The sequence below is a fragment of the Herbaspirillum sp. WKF16 genome (assembly GCF_028993615.1).
Taxonomy (GTDB): domain Bacteria; phylum Pseudomonadota; class Gammaproteobacteria; order Burkholderiales; family Burkholderiaceae_D; genus Herbaspirillum.
Window position 1 is genome coordinate 4,704,609 of the sequence record NZ_CP118632.1, and the last position, 14,867, is coordinate 4,719,475.

Genomic DNA, 14,867 nt, shown 5'->3' on the forward strand with positions numbered 1-14,867 from the left:
CATGCATCTCGCCGCCTTCCTGATCGCCGGCAACGCCGCCCACAGCCAGGCGCTGTGGCGCCACCCGGAAAGCCGCCGCGGCGGCTTCCTGGAGCTGGACTACTACCGCCACATCGCGCAGACGCTGGAACGCGGCAAGTTCGACCTGCTGTTCTTCGCCGACCGGCTGGCGGTGTCCACCCGCTACGGCGAGAGCCACCGCCACGGCATCGCCCTGGGCGACCAGGATGCGACCCGGCTCGATCCCCTGCCCCTCCTCGGCGCGCTGGCGGCGGTGACGCAAAGGATAGGCCTGGGCGCGACGCGCTCCACCACCTATTCGCAGCCCTACAGCCTGGCGCGCGAGTTCGCCACGCTGGACCATCTCTCGGGCGGACGCGCGGCCTGGAACGTGGTGACCTCGGTCAACCAGGGCGAGGCCGATAATTTCGGCCTGAAGCAAACCCTGCCGCACGACGTGCGCTACGACCGCGCCGACGAATTTCTCGACGTCACGCACAAGCTGTGGCGCAGCTGGCAGGCCGATGCGCTGCGGCTGGACGACGACGGCCGCTACGCCGATGCCGGCCTGGTTGCAGCCGTCGACCACCATGGCGCGCACTTCAGCGTGCGCGGCCCGCTCAATATCCCCGCCACGCCGCAGGGCAGCCCGGTGATCATCCAGGCCGGCTCGTCGGATCGCGGCCAGGATTTCGCCGCGCGCTGGGCCGAGGTGGTGTTCAACATCCAGCCCGACCTGGCGCGCCTGCAGCGCTTCCATGCCGACCTCAAGGGCCGCGCGGAGAAATTCGGGCGACGTACGCAAGACATCAAGATCCTCTCGGCCGTGATGCCCTTCGTCGGCCAGTCGCGCGCGCATGCCGAGGAGCTGCGCGCGCAGGCCAACGCGCTGGCCGATCCGCTGGTGGGCCTGTCCACCCTGTCGAGCCACATGAACGTGGACTTCTCCGCCTACCCGCTGGACGCGCCCATCGGCGACGTGCAGGTGAGCGGTATCCAGGGCCTGTTCAAGTTGCTGCGGGAGATTTCGGCGGAACGCCGGCTGACGCTGGCCGACGCTGGCCGGCTCTACGCCCAGGGCGTGCTCACGCCGCAGGTGGCGGGCACTGCCGCCGATGTCGCCGACTGGCTGGAGGACATCGTCGCGCAGGGCGGCGCCGACGGCTTCGTGATCTCGCCCTCGCACCTGCCGCACGGCTTCGACGACTTCGTCGACGGCGTGGTGCCGGAGCTCCAGAGGCGCGGCTCGTTCCGCCGGGATTACGCCGGGCGGCACCTGCGGGAACACCTGTCGGCGTAAAGATCGCGGCAGGGCGCGGCCGGATCCGTTACCATCGGTGACGATCACACGACCATTCGAGCTTCCATGCCCACCGCCCTGCTCATCATCGACGTACAGCACGCCCTGTGCACCGGCCCGCACGCCGTGGCCGAGGCCGAGCGCACCATCGCCAACATCAACCTGCTGTCGCAACGGGCGCGCGCCGCGCGGGCGCCGGTGATCGTGGTCCAGCACGAGGATGACGGCGCCATGGCGCACGGCAACGACGGCTGGCAGCTGGCGGCCGGGCTGCAGACCACGCCGCAGGACGTGCCGCTGCGCAAGCGCGGCTCCGACGCCTACCATCACACCGACCTGCAATCGATGCTGAAGATGCGGCACATCTCGCAACTGGTGGTGTGCGGCATGCAGACCGATTTCTGTGTTGAATCGACGGTGCGCCGCTCGCTGGCGCTGGGCTATCCGGTCACGCTGGCGCAGGACGGCCACACCACCACCGACAACGGCGTGCTGCAGGCGGCGCAGATCGTGGCGCACCACAACGCCACGCTGTCCCGTCTGGGTTCCTACGGCGTGCGCGCCACCCTGGCGGCGGCGCGCGACATCGTCTTCTGAAGGATCAGAAACGCTGCGGGCTGAACGGCGCCAGGTCGATCTCGGGCGCCTGGCCCGCCAGCAGCTGCGCCGCGATGCGGCCGGTGCGCGCCGAGCAGCCCAGGCCGATGTGACCGTGGCCATAGGCGTGCACGATATCGCGGCTGGCGGCGGCATAGCCGATGCAGGGCATGCCGTCCGGCGTGCTGGGGCGGCGTCCCAGCCAGAACTTCACATCCTGCGCCGGCAGCTCGCGCGGCAATCCGGGAAACAGCTTCTGCGCGATGTCGCGCATGATCTCGCCGCGCCGCCAGTCGGGCGCCGCCTCGAAGGAGGCGAACTCGACCTGGCCGGCGATGCGCAGGCCGCCTTCCATCTGGGTCGCGATGACCTTGAATTCGGAGACCATCATCGGCGTATGCGCGGTGGCCTGCAGTGCGTGGCCGGCGATGGTGGCGTGGTAGCCGCGCTCGCTCTCCAATTGCACGCGGTCGCCGGCCTGCGCCGCCAACTGCCTGGAGCGCGCGCCGGCGCAGATCACCGCGGCGTCGCAGGCGATCTCGCCGTCTTGCGTGCGCACCGCCTTGAGCCGTCCCTGTTCGATGCGAAAACCGGTGGCGCGGCCCTGCACGCGACGCGCGCCGCGGGCGCGCGCATAGGCGTCCAGCGCCTGCATGTAGGCGCCGGGATCCTTGCAGTGCCCGGCCTCGTCCACGTGCACGGCAAAACCGAATTGCGCGTCGAGATCGGGCTCGCGCCGGCGCAGCTCCTCGCCTTCGATCTCGGTCCACCGGATGCCGAGCTCGCGGCGCACGCTCCAGCCGAAGGCGTCGTTCTCGAAATGCCGGCGCGAGCGGTAAACATGCAGCACGCCGGATGTATCGATCAGGTGGCCTGCGCCGGCGCGCTGCGCCACCTCCTGGTGCAGCAGGCGCGCATCCGCCACCAGCGTGCGCAGCGCCTTCGCCGTGGCGCGGATGCGCTCGCGCCGCGCGCCGGCAAGGTTGCGCAGCAGCCAGGGCGCGAGGCCGGGCAGGTAGCGCCAGCGAATGGAAAGCGGCCCCAGCGGATCCATCAGGTAGCCCGGCACCTTCTTCCACATCCCCGGCTCCACCGGCGGGATCACCGAATGCGACGACAGCCAGCCGGCGTTGCCGTAGCTGGACGCCTCTTCGCTGCCGGCCTCGTTGAAGTCGAGGATGCTCACCTGCAAGCCCTGGTCGAGCGCGTGGATGGCGCTCATCAGGCCGACGGCGCCGCCGCCGATGATGACTGCGTGGCGGGGGAAGGAGAATTCGGATGAGCTGGGCATGGCAAGGCGTGAAAGACGTGGGCGCTGAAAAGGGAATGATAACGTTACCTCTTCATTCCGGCCATCGCGCATCGATCGCGGCCCATTGACCACGCCCGCGCGCGCCCCCTATGATCGCTCTTCCCACTACAACAGGAGACCGAAGCATGATCGACCACACCGGCGTCATCGTCAGCGACTTCGACAAGAGCAAGGCTTTCTACCAGGCGGCGCTGGCCCCCATCGGCTATACGCTGATCATGGAATTCCCGGCCGCCGTCACCGGCCACACCGACGTCGCCGGTTTCGGCGAGAACGGCAAGCCCGACTTCTGGATCAGCCGCGGTACGCCCAACCAGCCGCCCATGCACGTGGCCTTCCGCGTCGAGCAGCGCGCGCCGGTCGATGCCTTCCATGCCGCCGCGCTGGGCGCCGACGGGCGCGACAACGGCGGCCCCGGCATCCGCGCGCATTTCCATCCCGACTACTACGGCGCCTTCGTGCTGGATCCGGATGGGCATAATATCGAAGTGGTCTGCCACAATCCCGCGGCGGCCTGATTCCCCGGAGGAGACACCATGAGCACTCCCAACACCGTGCGCCTGCACCGCGTGCTGCGCGCCAAACCCGAGCGCGTCTACCGCGCCTTCCTCGATCCCGACGCGATGGTGAAGTGGCTGCCGCCGCACGGCTTCACCGGCCGCGTGCATCACATGGACGCGCGCGTGGGCGGTTCGCACAAGATGTCCTTCACCAACTTCAGCACCGGCAGCTCGCACTCCTTCGGCGGCACCTACGTCGAACTGACGCCCAATGAGCGCATCGTCTACACCGACAAGTTCGACGACCCCAACCTGCCGGGCGAGATGAAGGTGACCGTCAGCATCCGCGCCACGCTGGTGGGCAGCGAGCTGGAGGTGGTGCAGGAAGGCATACCGCCGATGATCCCGCTGGAGTTCTGCTACGCCGGCTGGCAAGAGTCGCTGCAGCTGCTGGCGCAGCTGGTGGATCCGGAGATTCCCGACGGCGCCTGAGGCCCGGCCTCATCGTCGTCCACGTAAAAAAACAGGCGCCGATACCGGCGCCTGTTTTCATTGAAGCGCAAGCTGCGCGATTCGCAAGGCCATGCACATCAGAAGCGGTGACGCAGCCCCAGGCGCACCACGTTCTGCGACACGTCGCCGGTCGGCGAGTTGGTGTAGGAGCCGTTGACCACGCCCGGGTTGTTGGTGTCCTTGGCGCGCTGGTTGGCGTACATGGCGTACACGTCGGTGCGCTTGGACAGGTAGTAGTCCACGCCGAGGTTGATCTGCGTGGTCGAGCCGGTAGTGGCGCCGGCGCCCGCGCGTTTGAAGTTGGTGCGATCGTAGATCACGCCGCCCATCACGTGCAGGTTGGAGGTCAGGGAATAGTCCACGCCCAGGTCGATGATGTTGGCCTTGTTGCCGAAGGTGCTGTTGTTGACCAGGCCGGTGGTCGCCACGGCGGCCAGCGAGGGTTGCCTGACCTGCGACCAGGTGCCGTACAGCTTGGCCGGGCCGAACTGGTAGCTGGAACCGATGGTGAAGGTCTTCAGGCCGGTGTCGCCCGGCTGGCCGGTACCGGCGGCGGCCGACAACTTGCTCTGGTAGTAACCGGCGCCGATGCCGAACGGGCCATTGGCGTAGTTGCCGGCGATGCCGAAGGCCTGTCCGGCCGAGGTCTTGCCCGCGATCTCGCCGAAGCCGTAGAACAGGCTGCCGGTGAAGCCGCCGTAGCTGGCCGAATCGAAGCGCACCGAATTGTCGGTGCGCGCGCCGCCGGCGATGCGGTCGAGGTTGTTGAAATGGGCGCCCTTGATGCCATTGGAGCCGAACACGCCCACCGAAGCGTATTTGGAGCCGATGTCTTCCAGGTAGTCGGTCTGGCGACCGATGGTCACCGTGCCGAACGGGCCGGAAAGGCCGACCACCGACTTGCGATCGAACAGGACGCCGGCGGTGCTCATGCCGCCGGTGTCGTTGGCGAAACCGTTCTCGACGTTGAAGATTGCCGACAGCCCGCCGCCGAGGTCTTCCGTGCCCTTGAAGCCGATGCGCGAGGCCGCCTGGTCGCCGGAGTCGACGCTGAAGCGGCTGCCGTTGTTGGCGCCGACCTTGCTGGTGTAGGTGATGCCGGTGTCGATCAGGCCGTAGACGGTGACGCTGGACTGCGCCCAGGCGCCGCCGGTTGCGGCCAGGGCGGCCAGGGCAAATGCTGTTTTTTTCATGGTGTCCCCTGAATGTGGATAGGATGGGTTAGGGTTGGTTTTCTCGTCCGATCGCTTTCCGCCCGCGGCAGGCCTGCCGGGGCGGACATCCTCGGCATCGCTTGGGACGATCCCTTGGTGGAAGGCGGGGCGCGCTGTGTAGTTGTTGGACGCGCATCGGACATGCCATGAACCGCATCTCAGGCGCATTGGATTATTGATGGCAAATGCGACGCATGGCGTTTCCCGCTGCGCAAGAATACTGAAACTCGCAGCGGCGATAACTACGTGATTCCCCCTATGCCGCAACAGCTTCGGATATCCGCTATTGACGCCGATGAGAAAGCCGAACAACGCCCTCCCTTGTCATCGCTAGAAATATTTCTTCCCTCGTATTGAATAACAGCCATCAAGACGGCTTTTCCGCGTCTTCTGCCGTGCCCCACGCAAGGCATCGCTAAGCTCCCGCCCGGCTATGGCATCGATCTCCCGCAGCCCGACCGAACGCGGGCGATGGCAAGGTCGTCCATGGTTCCGCAGGGAAGGCCGGGCCTTCCTTCTTCATTCAATACGACTCTTCGAAAGATACATTTCCAGTGCGCACCTCTCCCCTGATCCTTGCAGCCGTGCTGGCTGCTTCCGCTTCCGCCTTCGCCCACGCCGCCGATGCAGGCTCCCCCTGGTACATGGGCGCAAGCGCGGGCTATGCCCAAAACAAGGTGAGCAACATGGTCTTCCCTGCCAAGGCATCCACCAAGGACGGCGGAACCGGCTTCAAACTCTATGGCGGCTATCAATTTTCCCGCCATCTTGCCGCCGAGCTGGAGTATGTCCACTTCGGAAACTATCGTATGGAATCACCCACGATCAATACCACGAGCAAGTCTTCCGGGCTGGGGCTGAGCGCGGTGGGAATATTGCCGCTGTCATCGGACTTCTCCCTGCTCGGCAAGCTCGGCGCCATGGCGAAGTTCACCAAGGCCAGAGAGACCTACTCCTTTGACAATGATGTCTACACCCAGAATTCCACCCGGATCGTGCCGATGCTGGGGGTAGCCGCCGAATACAGGTTCACGCCTGCGCTGGCATTGCGCGCCGAGTATCAATACGTGGGCAGATCGACGGTGGGAGAAAACAATTCGAAGCTGGAGAACAGCCTGATGTCGGCCGGCCTGCGCTACAACTTCTGACGCTCCCCGGCCCATCCCTCGCCGTACGCTTCCCAAAAAAAAGCCGGCTGAGCAATCAGCCGGCAATCGGGTGTGGAGATGGAGCAAACAAACCCGGCGCGGGTCCTCCGCGCCGGGGCACTACCGGTAAAACTTACTGCACGTTCTGCACCGACGCCGGCAGGTCGCGGCCGTGGTGCTTCTTGTACATGGCGTTGAGCTTGCCGTTCTTCATGTTGGTCTTGACCCAGTTGTCGATCCAGTCCTTCAGGCGCGGCTGGTTCTTGTTGAGCGCGATGCCCAGGTCGAAGACCTTTTGCTCGAACTTCAGCTCCAGGTTCTTGCCCGGCGCCTTCTTCTGCATTTCCTGCAGGTTGGACGGGGTGCTGGAGAACACTTCCACCTGGCCGGTCACCATCGAGGTGATCAGGGTAGCGTCGTCTTCATAGCGCACGATCTCGGCGTCCTTGGCCTGCTGCGTGGTCAGGGTGTCGTTGACGGTGGCGCGGGTCAGGCCGATGCGCTTGCCGGCGAGGTCCGGATAGTCCTTGATCTGGATGTTCTTGGGGCCGCCGACGATGATGCTGATGACGGCGTAGGGGATCGAGAAGTCGATCACCTTCTGGCGCTCCGGCGTGATCGACAGGTCGGCCACCACGATGTCGGCGCGGTTGGCTTGCAGGGTCGGCACGCGCGCGGCGTTGGTCACCGAGACGATTTCCAGCTGCACTCCCAGGTCCTGGGCCAGCTGCTTGGCGGTATCGACGTCGGAGCCGGCCGGTTGCAGCTTGTCGTCGGCGTAGCTGAACAGCGGCGTGCCCATGGCGATGGCGACGCGGATCTTGCCGGCCTTCTTGATGTCGTCCAGTTGATCGGCCATGGCGGAATGGGCGAAGGCGCCGAACATCAGCGCGGCGATGCAGGTACGGGTAAAGGCTTTCTTGAGTTGCATGGTAGGTCTCCGTTCTTGTGTCGATGGGTGCTTCTTCTTGTGTGCTGCTGGTGCCGATACTGCGTTATTGCCAAACCGATGCGCCGGTTACAGATCCGCCGCCAGGAACGCCTGCAGTTCCGGCGTATGCGGGTTATCCAGCATCTCGCCCGGGCCGACTTCCCACACGCGGCCCTGATGCATGTAGATGATGCGGTCGGCCACGCGCTTGGCGAAGTTCATTTCGTGGGTGACCAGGATCATGGTCATGCCGCCGGCGGCGAGGTCTTCCATCACGCGCAGCACTTCGCCGGTCAGTTGGGGGTCCAGCGCCGAGGTGACTTCGTCGAACAGCATGACCTTGGGCGCCATCGCCAGCGAACGGGCGATCGCCACGCGCTGCTGCTGGCCGCCGGAGAGCTGCTCGGGATAGGCGCCGGCCTTCTCGTCCAGGCCCACCTGCGCCAGCGCGGCCAGGGCCACCTTCTGCGCTTCCGCCTTGCCCTGCATCTTCACGTGGCGCAGCGCCAGCATGACGTTCTCCAGCACGGTCAGGTGCGGGAACAGGTTGTAGCTCTGGAACACGATGCCCACTTCGGTGCGCAGCTTGTGCAGGTCGACGTTGGGATCGTCCACGCGGATGCCGGCCACCTCGATGCTGCCGGAGTCGATGGTTTCCAGGCGGTCGATGCAGCGCAGCGCGGTGCTCTTGCCGGAGCCGGAGGCGCCGATGATGGCGATCATCTCGCCGCGCCCCACTTCGAAGGACACGCCCTTCAATACCTGGTTGGAGCCGAAGCTCTTGTAGATCTGGTCGACCTTGACGATGGGCTGGCCGGATTGCGCGGACGGCGCGCCGGAAGCATGCACCACCGGTTCTGGATTAGCGATTGCTGACATTGAGCTTTTTCTCCATGGATGCGCTCCAGCGCGACAGCGGGTAGCACAGTAAGAAATAGAAGATCCCGACCAGGGTGAACACCAGGAAGGGCTGGAAAATCGAGTTGTTGATGATCTGGCCGGCGCGGGTCAGCTCGACGAAACCGATCACCGAGGCCAGCGAGGTCATCTTGATGAGCTGCACCAAAAAGCCGATGGTGGGCGGCAGCGACAACCGCGTGGCCTGCGGGATGATCACCAGGCGCAGCGTCTGCCAGCGCGTCAGCGACAGGCACTCCGAGGCTTCCCATTGCGGACGCGGCATGGCTTCGACGCAGCCGCGCCAGATGTCGCCCAGGTAGGCGCTGGTGTACACCATCATGGCGATGCCGGCGGCCACCAGCGCGGGCAGCGCGAAGCCGTACACCGACAGGCCGAAGTAGACGATGAACAGCAGGATCAGCAGCGGGATGCCCTGGATGCATTCGATGAACAGGATGGCCGGGTTGCGCAGCCAGGCGCGCGGCGAGATGCGCGCCATCATCACCACGAAGCCGGCGATGCCGCCCAGCACGAAGGCCAGCACCGACAGCGCCAGGGTCCAGCCGATCGACTGCACCAGGTAAAACAGGTGGGTCCAGGAAAAAGATCCGATCACGATGCGCTCCCTTCTGCAGTCTCGCGCGGCTGGGGCTGGGAGATGCCATGGATGAACGGCACGTGCGCCACCGGCGCCATGCCTGCCGCGGCAGCCGCGGCATTGGCCGCCGGCATGCGCGACACCGGGCTGCGCCGCGCCTGGGCGGCGGCGCGGCGGATGGTGCGGCGGCGCTTGAAAACGTATTCGCCGAAGGCGTACGACAGCAGCTTCACCAGCACCGACAGCGCCAGGTACAGCCCGGCCACCACGATGTAGGTTTCCAGCGAGCGGAAGGTGTCCGACTGCACGGTGTTGGCGATGGCGGTCAGCTCCTCGGCCGAAATCTGCGAGGCCATCGCCGAGGCCTGCATCATCAGCAGGAACTGGCTGGTCAGCGCCGGATAGACGCGCTCGATGGCCGGCTGCAGCATCACGTGCCAGCGGATGCGCCAGACCGACAGGCCCAGGCATTCGGCGGCCTCGATCTGGCCGCGCGGCACCGAGTCGATGCCGGCGCGGATGATTTCGGCCGCATAGGCGGCGATGTTGATGATCATCGCCAGCACGGCGGCGGCGAAGGTGGGCATGTGCACGCCCAGGCTGGCCAGGCCGAAGTACAGGAGGAAGATCTGCACCAGGAACGGCGTGTTGCGCACCGCCTCGATGTAGATCCCGCAGGCGCGCGCCACCAGGAGGTTCTTGCTGCTCTTGGCGAAGGCGACAATGACGCCGATGGCGACGCCGACGATGATCGCGACAGTGGTCATCTTCAGCGTCAGCCACGCGCCGCGCAGGAACACGGGCCAATAAGGCGCGAGACTGCTGAAGTCGAGTGTGAAGTTCATGGCTGCCGGTTATTCAAATCAAATCAAATGGTCCAGGGATGCGGAATCCCGGATGCCTCGGGCCTGGCGTGCGCGATCCTGCTGCGCGCGGGCGGCCCGGGAGCCGGGTACTGCCTTGCTGCGTGATCAGGTGATGCCGGTGATGCGGTGGTGCCGTGATGCGATGCTGCGGTGGTGCTTGAATCGGGATGGGGCTGCGCCGGTGCGATCCGCCGCCTCGCCCCAAGATGTATGACAACATACGATCCAATCGGGGCGAATAGGGCCGCCGCGCGATCAACGCCGTTCAGCCTGCCAGGGGGTCGAAAGGACCGATCGTGGTGAACGCGCCGCCCTGCAGGACCGCCACCGGATCGGTCGGCGCCGGCCTGGGCTGGGCTTCCACCTTGGCGCGGAAGATTTCCGAGCTGTCCTTGGGCGCGTAGCCGAGATGGGCCGCATGGCGGTTGTCCCACCAGGTGGTGGCGTTGTCGGACATGCCGTAGACCACGGTATGGCCCACGCCGGGGGTAAACAGGGCGCGGCGCAGGAGTTGCTCGAAGTCGTCCACGCTCATCCAGCTGGCCATCATGCGGCGATCCTTGGCTTCCGGGAAGATCGAGCCGATGCGGATGCTGACGGTCTCCACGCCGTAACGGTCGAAGTAGAACTGGGCCATGTCCTCGCCGTAGGACTTGGAGAGGCCGTAGTAGCCGTCCGGGCGGCGCAGGTCGCGGGCGTCGATCTTCTGGTCCTGTCGGTAGTAGCCGGTGACGTGGTTGGAGCTGGCGAAGATCACGCGCCTGACCTTGTGGCGGCGCGCGGCTTCATAGATGTGGAACACGCCCTTGATGTTGGCTTCCAGGATTTCCTCGAAGGGGCGCTCCACCGAGACGCCGCCCAGGTGGATGATGGCCTCGCAGCCGGCCACCATGGCATCGACCGCGGCGCGGTCGGCCAGGTCGCAGGCCAGCACTTCTTCATGGGATGCCGCCGCATCGGCGGTCTCGATGGCGCGGGCCAGGTCCGACACCCGCACGACGTCGGCAAAGCCGGCCAGCCGGGGACGCAGGATCTTGCCCACGCCGCCGGCGGCGCCGGTCAGCAACAGGCGTGAAAAGCGCGCGGATTGCCACGCGCCCGAATCGTTTTCTCCGCTCATACGAGCCGTCTCCTGAGTGTTTGTAATTATTCTTGTTGTGTGATCTCTGCAAACAAAGCTGATTATTTCATCCGATACAAGTTTAATCTTGTACGTTGTCATATCACTTGGACTGGATTATTATCGGCGCATCAGAGCTTGTCAATAGCATTCGAGAAGTCGCTTCTACGAAACACCGGGCCGGACAACGGCGGCCCCAACTTTGATCGCCACAATGATAAATACACTCGCTGCCGAGGCTGGGCAGCGCACCGGGAAAGCCGCCGCGGAGACCAACGGCGGCTTTCCCGCACCAGCCGCAGTGCCGGCCCGCGCCGCGGGCCGCCGCAATCTCTCGCGCGAGCTCGTGCAGGCGCTCGAGCAGCTGATTCTTACCCAGCATTGGCGCCCCGGCGACAAGCTGCCCACCGAGGCCGAGATCGTGCGCCAGTTCCAGGTCAGCCGCACCGTGGTGCGCGAAGCGCTGTCGCGCCTGCAGGCCGCCGGACTGGTGGCGACCCGCCACGGCATCGGCACCTTCGTGCTGGCGCCGCGCCCGCCGGCGATGTTCCGGCTCGATCCGGCCGACCTGGAGACCTCCTTCGAGGTGCTGGCGGTGCTGGAGCTGCGCATCAGCCTGGAGACGGAGACCGCCGGCCTGGCGGCGGCGCGCCGCAGCGACGCCAACCTGGCGGTGATGCGGCAGGCGCTGGACGACTTCACCAGCAACGTGGCGCGTTCGGAAACCACGGTGGCGCCCGACTTCCGCTTCCACCAGGAGATCGCCGAAGCCACCGGCAACCGTTACTTCGCCGAGATCATCAACTACCTGGGCACCACCATCCTGCCGCGCACGCGGCTGCCGTCCAGTCGGATCCCACCCGACCAGCTCACGCAATACCTGCAGCGCGTGAACCGCGAGCACGAGCAGATCTTCGACGCCATCGCCCGGCGCGACACCGACTTCGCGCGCGCGGCCATGCGCATCCACCTGACCAACAGCCGCGAACGCCTGCGCCGCGCGCAGGAAGTCAGCTGAGCGTCACCGCTTTCATCCACCGTACCGACATTCGACAGGAGACTTGCCCACGCTCGCGCCAAATAATTCATACGACGACATACCTCATAAATCATTTACCCGCACCACCCAACAAAAGGAGACTGAGATGTTCAAGAAATTCACGCTGCTGTGCGGCGCCCTGGCCTGCACCATGATGATCGCCCATGCGCCGGCATCGGCCGCCGGCAAGGATGAACAGGCGGTGGAGGCCGCCGTCGAGAAACTGCGCGTGGTGATGGTCGATCCCGACCTCAAGCAACTCGAGGCGCTGACCTCCAAGGACCTGAGCTACGGCCACTCCGGCGGCAAGGTGCAGAACCAGGCCGAGTTCATCGACGACCTCAAGACCGGCGCGTCCGACTTCGTCAACATCAAGCTGCTGGACCAGACCGTGAAGATCGTCGGCGACAACGCCATCGTGCGCCACACGCTGGATGCCGACACCAACGACTCCGGCAAGCCGGGCCACGTCAACATCAAGATCCTGCAAGTCTGGAAAAAGCAGCACGGCCACTGGATCCTGCTGGCGCGCCAGGCGGTGCGCTCGGCGAACTGAGCCGGCTCCGACGGCGCGGCGCCTGACGCCGGCATGAACAACGGGACAGCTTCGGCTGTCCCGTTTTTCTTTGTGAAGTCGGGAGAGCCGCGCATCGCCGAAGATCCTCACAATTCCTCGTGTATTTTTTTCCTATACAGAAACAAACTGTCGCCATCTCTCCGCGTTCTTCGTGAAAATGACGGCAATTCAGCAAAAATGCGTTCGACGTACGATCGTTCCCTTTTACAATTCAGCCTCATCAGGCGCGGTCACGGCCGGCAGCCGCACCGCCGTCGCCTGACAGACACAAGAAGAGCCCATCCCGTACGCTCATCCGGCGCGCGCGGAAGTCTTTTCTCCACGAATCGATAAGGCGAAACTGAAATGAATTACCTCGGCAGGTTCAACATCGGGACGCAGCTGCGTCTGGGCTTCGGCATCGTGATCGTGCTGATGCTGATACTGGTTTCCTTCGCGCTCATGCGCATGAACGCCATCTCGGCGGCGGTGAAGCACCAGGACGTCGTGCGCGCCACCAAGCTGGAGCCCCTCTACGTCGCCCGCGAAGCCCTGGACCAGACCGGCCTGGCCGCGCGCAACGCCTTCATCTTCGAAGACCAGGCCGATGCCGCCAGGGAGCTGGCCATCCTCGACGAGCAGAAGGCGCTCTACCTGGACGCCCTCAGGCAGCTCGAACCGGTGTTCGGCGGCGACGCCCAGTTCGCCAAGGTGAAGTCGGGCCTGCTGGCGATGTCCGAGGAGCTCAAGCGCCCGCGCAAGTATCGCGAGGCCGGCCAGCTGGCCGAATACGGCGTCTTCCTGGTCAAGGAATGCAGCCCGCTGCGCCGCCAGATCGTGCAGGACATCGATGTGCTGCTGAAGTCGGTGCAAAAGGAAAATGCGCAAGCCAGCGCCATGGCCGAAGGCCTGTTCGACAGCTCGCTGCGTTTGATCATGACCTGCGCGGGCGTGATCCTCGCCGTCTCGATAGCCACCGCCTGGCTGATCCGCAAGAGCCTGCTCGGGCAGCTGGGCGGCGAACCGCGCTACGCGGTCGAGATCGCCGGCCGCATCGCCCATGGCGAGCTGTCGGCCGCCATCGATACGCAGCGCGACGACGCCTCCAGCCTGCTGTTCGAAATCCGGCTGATGCGCGACAAGCTGGCCTCGCTGGTGCAGCAGGTGCGCATCGGCACGCACACCATCGCCGGCGCCTCGTCCGAGATCGCCGTGGGCAACCAGAACCTGTCGGAACGCACCGAGCACCAGGCCGAGACGCTGGAGAAAACCGTCGCCGCGCTCGACGACCTGACGCAGGCCGTGCGCCGCAACGCCGACAACGCGCACCAGGCCAACCAGCTTGCCAGCTCGGCCTCGGACATCGCCGCCAAGGGCGGCGATGTCGTCAGCCAGGTGGTCACCACCATGGGCGTGATCGACGACTCCTCGCGCAAGATCGTGGACATCATCGGCGTGATCGACGGCATCGCCTTCCAGACCAACATCCTGGCCTTGAACGCCGCGGTGGAGGCGGCGCGCGCCGGCGAGCAGGGCCGCGGCTTCGCGGTGGTGGCCTCCGAGGTGCGTTCGCTGGCCCAGCGCTCGGCCGCCGCCGCCAAGGAAATCAAGACCCTGATCGACAGCTCGGTGGCCAGCGTGGCCGACGGCAACCGCCTGGTGCAGGAAGCCGGTGGCACCATGCAAGAAGTGGTGAGCAGCGTGCAGCGCGTGACCGCCATCGTGGCCGAGATCAGCGAAGCCGGACGGGCGCAGACCCAGGGCATCCAGGCCGTCAACGACGCCATTTCGCTGCTCGATGAAAACACCCAGCAGAACGCCGCGCTGGTCGAGGAAGCGGCCGCCGCGTCGCAGTCGATGAGCCAGCAGGCCGCGCACCTGACCCGCCTGGTCGACGCCTTCAAGCTGAGCCAGGCGCAGATGGACGGCAACGTGGTGGAGGGCCTGGCGCATGAGATCGATGTGACGCCGGAACAGGCGCGGCTGGCGGCCCGCTGATATTGCCCATGCCTGAAGCAGAACGGCCCGCGATGCGGGCCGTTTTCTTTTCTGCTGCGGGCCTGCCGGGCCCCTGCCTTCGTGGGGACGAAACGGATAAGTTGGCATCAGGCTCGGCACGTTCAAGCTATCTCACTACCTGTCGTCCCTGCGAAAGCGGGGATCCAGTGTCGTTTGGCGCGCCTCACCCATTTCCGTTCGGGCTGAGTAGCCGTGAAACGGCGTATCGAAGCCAGCGCGGAGTTCTCCGGTGCGCAACCAACGACACTGGATCC

At 65.5% G+C, this 14,867-nt stretch carries 15 protein-coding genes; 8 read left to right on the forward strand and 7 right to left on the reverse strand.

What is annotated here, in order from left to right; genetic code table 11:
• Position 1: 1 nt before the first annotated feature.
• Together Herbaro_RS21220 and Herbaro_RS21225 are read left to right on the forward strand one after the other, a co-directional pair.
• The gene (locus tag Herbaro_RS21220; RefSeq protein WP_275011582.1) at positions 2-1,300 is read left to right on the forward strand and encodes an LLM class flavin-dependent oxidoreductase; all 1,299 of its coding nucleotides are present in this window, start codon (positions 2-4) and stop codon (positions 1,298-1,300) included.
• A gap of 66 nt (positions 1,301-1,366) precedes the next feature.
• Complete coding sequence (locus Herbaro_RS21225) at positions 1,367-1,897, forward strand: cysteine hydrolase family protein (protein ID WP_275011583.1); 531 nt, start codon at positions 1,367-1,369, stop codon at positions 1,895-1,897.
• 4 nt (positions 1,898-1,901) lie between these two features.
• Here the strand turns inward: Herbaro_RS21225 and Herbaro_RS21230 are convergent, their stop codons facing one another.
• Positions 1,902-3,188, reverse strand: coding sequence for an NAD(P)/FAD-dependent oxidoreductase (locus Herbaro_RS21230; protein ID WP_275011584.1), 1,287 nt, complete (start codon positions 3,186-3,188; stop codon positions 1,902-1,904).
• Between the two features lie 146 nt (positions 3,189-3,334).
• On the opposite strand from Herbaro_RS21230, the gene Herbaro_RS21235 reads away from it, so the two are divergent.
• Both Herbaro_RS21235 and Herbaro_RS21240 read left to right on the forward strand, forming a co-directional pair.
• Complete coding sequence (locus tag Herbaro_RS21235) at positions 3,335-3,727, forward strand: VOC family protein (RefSeq protein WP_275011585.1); 393 nt, start codon at positions 3,335-3,337, stop codon at positions 3,725-3,727.
• A gap of 18 nt (positions 3,728-3,745) precedes the next feature.
• Entirely contained in the window at positions 3,746-4,201 is a 456-nt protein-coding gene (locus Herbaro_RS21240) for an SRPBCC family protein (protein WP_275011586.1), read from the forward strand.
• A gap of 98 nt (positions 4,202-4,299) precedes the next feature.
• Here Herbaro_RS21240 and Herbaro_RS21245 read toward each other — a convergent pair whose 3' ends face one another.
• Entirely contained in the window at positions 4,300-5,415 is a 1,116-nt protein-coding gene (locus Herbaro_RS21245; protein ID WP_275011587.1) for a porin, read from the reverse strand.
• Positions 5,416-5,990: 575 nt separating this feature from the next.
• On the opposite strand from Herbaro_RS21245, the gene Herbaro_RS21250 reads away from it, so the two are divergent.
• Positions 5,991-6,584, forward strand: a complete 594-nt coding sequence (locus tag Herbaro_RS21250; RefSeq protein ID WP_275011588.1) for an outer membrane beta-barrel protein — start codon at positions 5,991-5,993, stop codon at positions 6,582-6,584.
• A gap of 133 nt (positions 6,585-6,717) precedes the next feature.
• On the opposite strand, the gene Herbaro_RS21255 is transcribed toward Herbaro_RS21250, so the two are convergent.
• The 5 genes from Herbaro_RS21255 to Herbaro_RS21275 all read right to left on the reverse strand — a co-directional run bounded on the left by Herbaro_RS21255 (position 6,718) and on the right by Herbaro_RS21275 (position 10,999).
• Positions 6,718-7,515 (reverse strand): transporter substrate-binding domain-containing protein, encoded by a 798-nt coding sequence (locus Herbaro_RS21255; RefSeq protein WP_275011589.1) that lies wholly within the window; start codon positions 7,513-7,515, stop codon positions 6,718-6,720.
• 87 nt (positions 7,516-7,602) lie between these two features.
• The gene (locus Herbaro_RS21260) at positions 7,603-8,394 is read right to left on the reverse strand and encodes an amino acid ABC transporter ATP-binding protein (RefSeq protein WP_275011590.1); all 792 of its coding nucleotides are present in this window, start codon (positions 8,392-8,394) and stop codon (positions 7,603-7,605) included.
• A complete protein-coding gene (locus tag Herbaro_RS21265) occupies positions 8,378-9,031 on the reverse strand; it encodes an amino acid ABC transporter permease (RefSeq protein WP_275011591.1) in 654 nt (217 codons plus the stop codon). The genes Herbaro_RS21260 and Herbaro_RS21265 overlap by 17 nt, the downstream gene beginning before the upstream one ends.
• Entirely contained in the window at positions 9,028-9,858 is an 831-nt protein-coding gene (locus Herbaro_RS21270; RefSeq protein WP_275011592.1) for an amino acid ABC transporter permease, read from the reverse strand. Before Herbaro_RS21270 ends, Herbaro_RS21265 begins: the two co-directional genes overlap by 4 nt.
• 286 nt (positions 9,859-10,144) lie before the next feature.
• On the reverse strand, positions 10,145-10,999 hold the full coding sequence (locus tag Herbaro_RS21275; protein WP_275011593.1) for an NAD-dependent epimerase/dehydratase family protein: 855 nt from the start codon (positions 10,997-10,999) through the stop codon (positions 10,145-10,147).
• 214 nt (positions 11,000-11,213) lie between these two features.
• Between Herbaro_RS21275 and Herbaro_RS21280 the strand changes: the two genes are divergently transcribed.
• From Herbaro_RS21280 to Herbaro_RS21290, 3 genes are all read left to right on the forward strand, one after another.
• A complete protein-coding gene (locus Herbaro_RS21280) occupies positions 11,214-12,017 on the forward strand; it encodes a FadR/GntR family transcriptional regulator (RefSeq protein WP_275011594.1) in 804 nt (267 codons plus the stop codon).
• A gap of 127 nt (positions 12,018-12,144) precedes the next feature.
• The gene (locus Herbaro_RS21285; protein ID WP_275011595.1) at positions 12,145-12,594 is read left to right on the forward strand and encodes a nuclear transport factor 2 family protein; all 450 of its coding nucleotides are present in this window, start codon (positions 12,145-12,147) and stop codon (positions 12,592-12,594) included.
• A gap of 366 nt (positions 12,595-12,960) precedes the next feature.
• Positions 12,961-14,592, forward strand: coding sequence for a methyl-accepting chemotaxis protein (locus Herbaro_RS21290; RefSeq protein WP_275011596.1), 1,632 nt, complete (start codon positions 12,961-12,963; stop codon positions 14,590-14,592).
• The last annotated feature ends 275 nt before the right edge of the window (positions 14,593-14,867 follow it).

Bases quoted from the DNA above. Each gene is read 5' to 3' on its own strand.
- Herbaro_RS21220 (WP_275011582.1), top strand. From the start codon at position 2: ATGCATCTCGCCGCCTTCCTGATCGCCGGCAACGCCGCCCACAGCCAG.
- Herbaro_RS21225 (WP_275011583.1), top strand. From the start codon at position 1,367: ATGCCCACCGCCCTGCTCATCATCGACGTACAGCACGCCCTGTGCACC.
- Herbaro_RS21230 (WP_275011584.1), bottom strand. From the start codon at position 3,188: ATGCCCAGCTCATCCGAATTCTCCTTCCCCCGCCACGCAGTCATCATC.
- Herbaro_RS21235 (WP_275011585.1), top strand. From the start codon at position 3,335: ATGATCGACCACACCGGCGTCATCGTCAGCGACTTCGACAAGAGCAAG.
- Herbaro_RS21240 (WP_275011586.1), top strand. From the start codon at position 3,746: ATGAGCACTCCCAACACCGTGCGCCTGCACCGCGTGCTGCGCGCCAAA.
- Herbaro_RS21245 (WP_275011587.1), bottom strand. From the start codon at position 5,415: ATGAAAAAAACAGCATTTGCCCTGGCCGCCCTGGCCGCAACCGGCGGC.
- Herbaro_RS21255 (WP_275011589.1), bottom strand. From the start codon at position 7,515: ATGCAACTCAAGAAAGCCTTTACCCGTACCTGCATCGCCGCGCTGATG.
- Herbaro_RS21260 (WP_275011590.1), bottom strand. From the start codon at position 8,394: ATGTCAGCAATCGCTAATCCAGAACCGGTGGTGCATGCTTCCGGCGCG.
- Herbaro_RS21270 (WP_275011592.1), bottom strand. From the start codon at position 9,858: ATGAACTTCACACTCGACTTCAGCAGTCTCGCGCCTTATTGGCCCGTG.
- Herbaro_RS21275 (WP_275011593.1), bottom strand. From the start codon at position 10,999: ATGAGCGGAGAAAACGATTCGGGCGCGTGGCAATCCGCGCGCTTTTCA.
- Herbaro_RS21280 (WP_275011594.1), top strand. From the start codon at position 11,214: ATGATAAATACACTCGCTGCCGAGGCTGGGCAGCGCACCGGGAAAGCC.
- Herbaro_RS21285 (WP_275011595.1), top strand. From the start codon at position 12,145: ATGTTCAAGAAATTCACGCTGCTGTGCGGCGCCCTGGCCTGCACCATG.
- Herbaro_RS21290 (WP_275011596.1), top strand. From the start codon at position 12,961: ATGAATTACCTCGGCAGGTTCAACATCGGGACGCAGCTGCGTCTGGGC.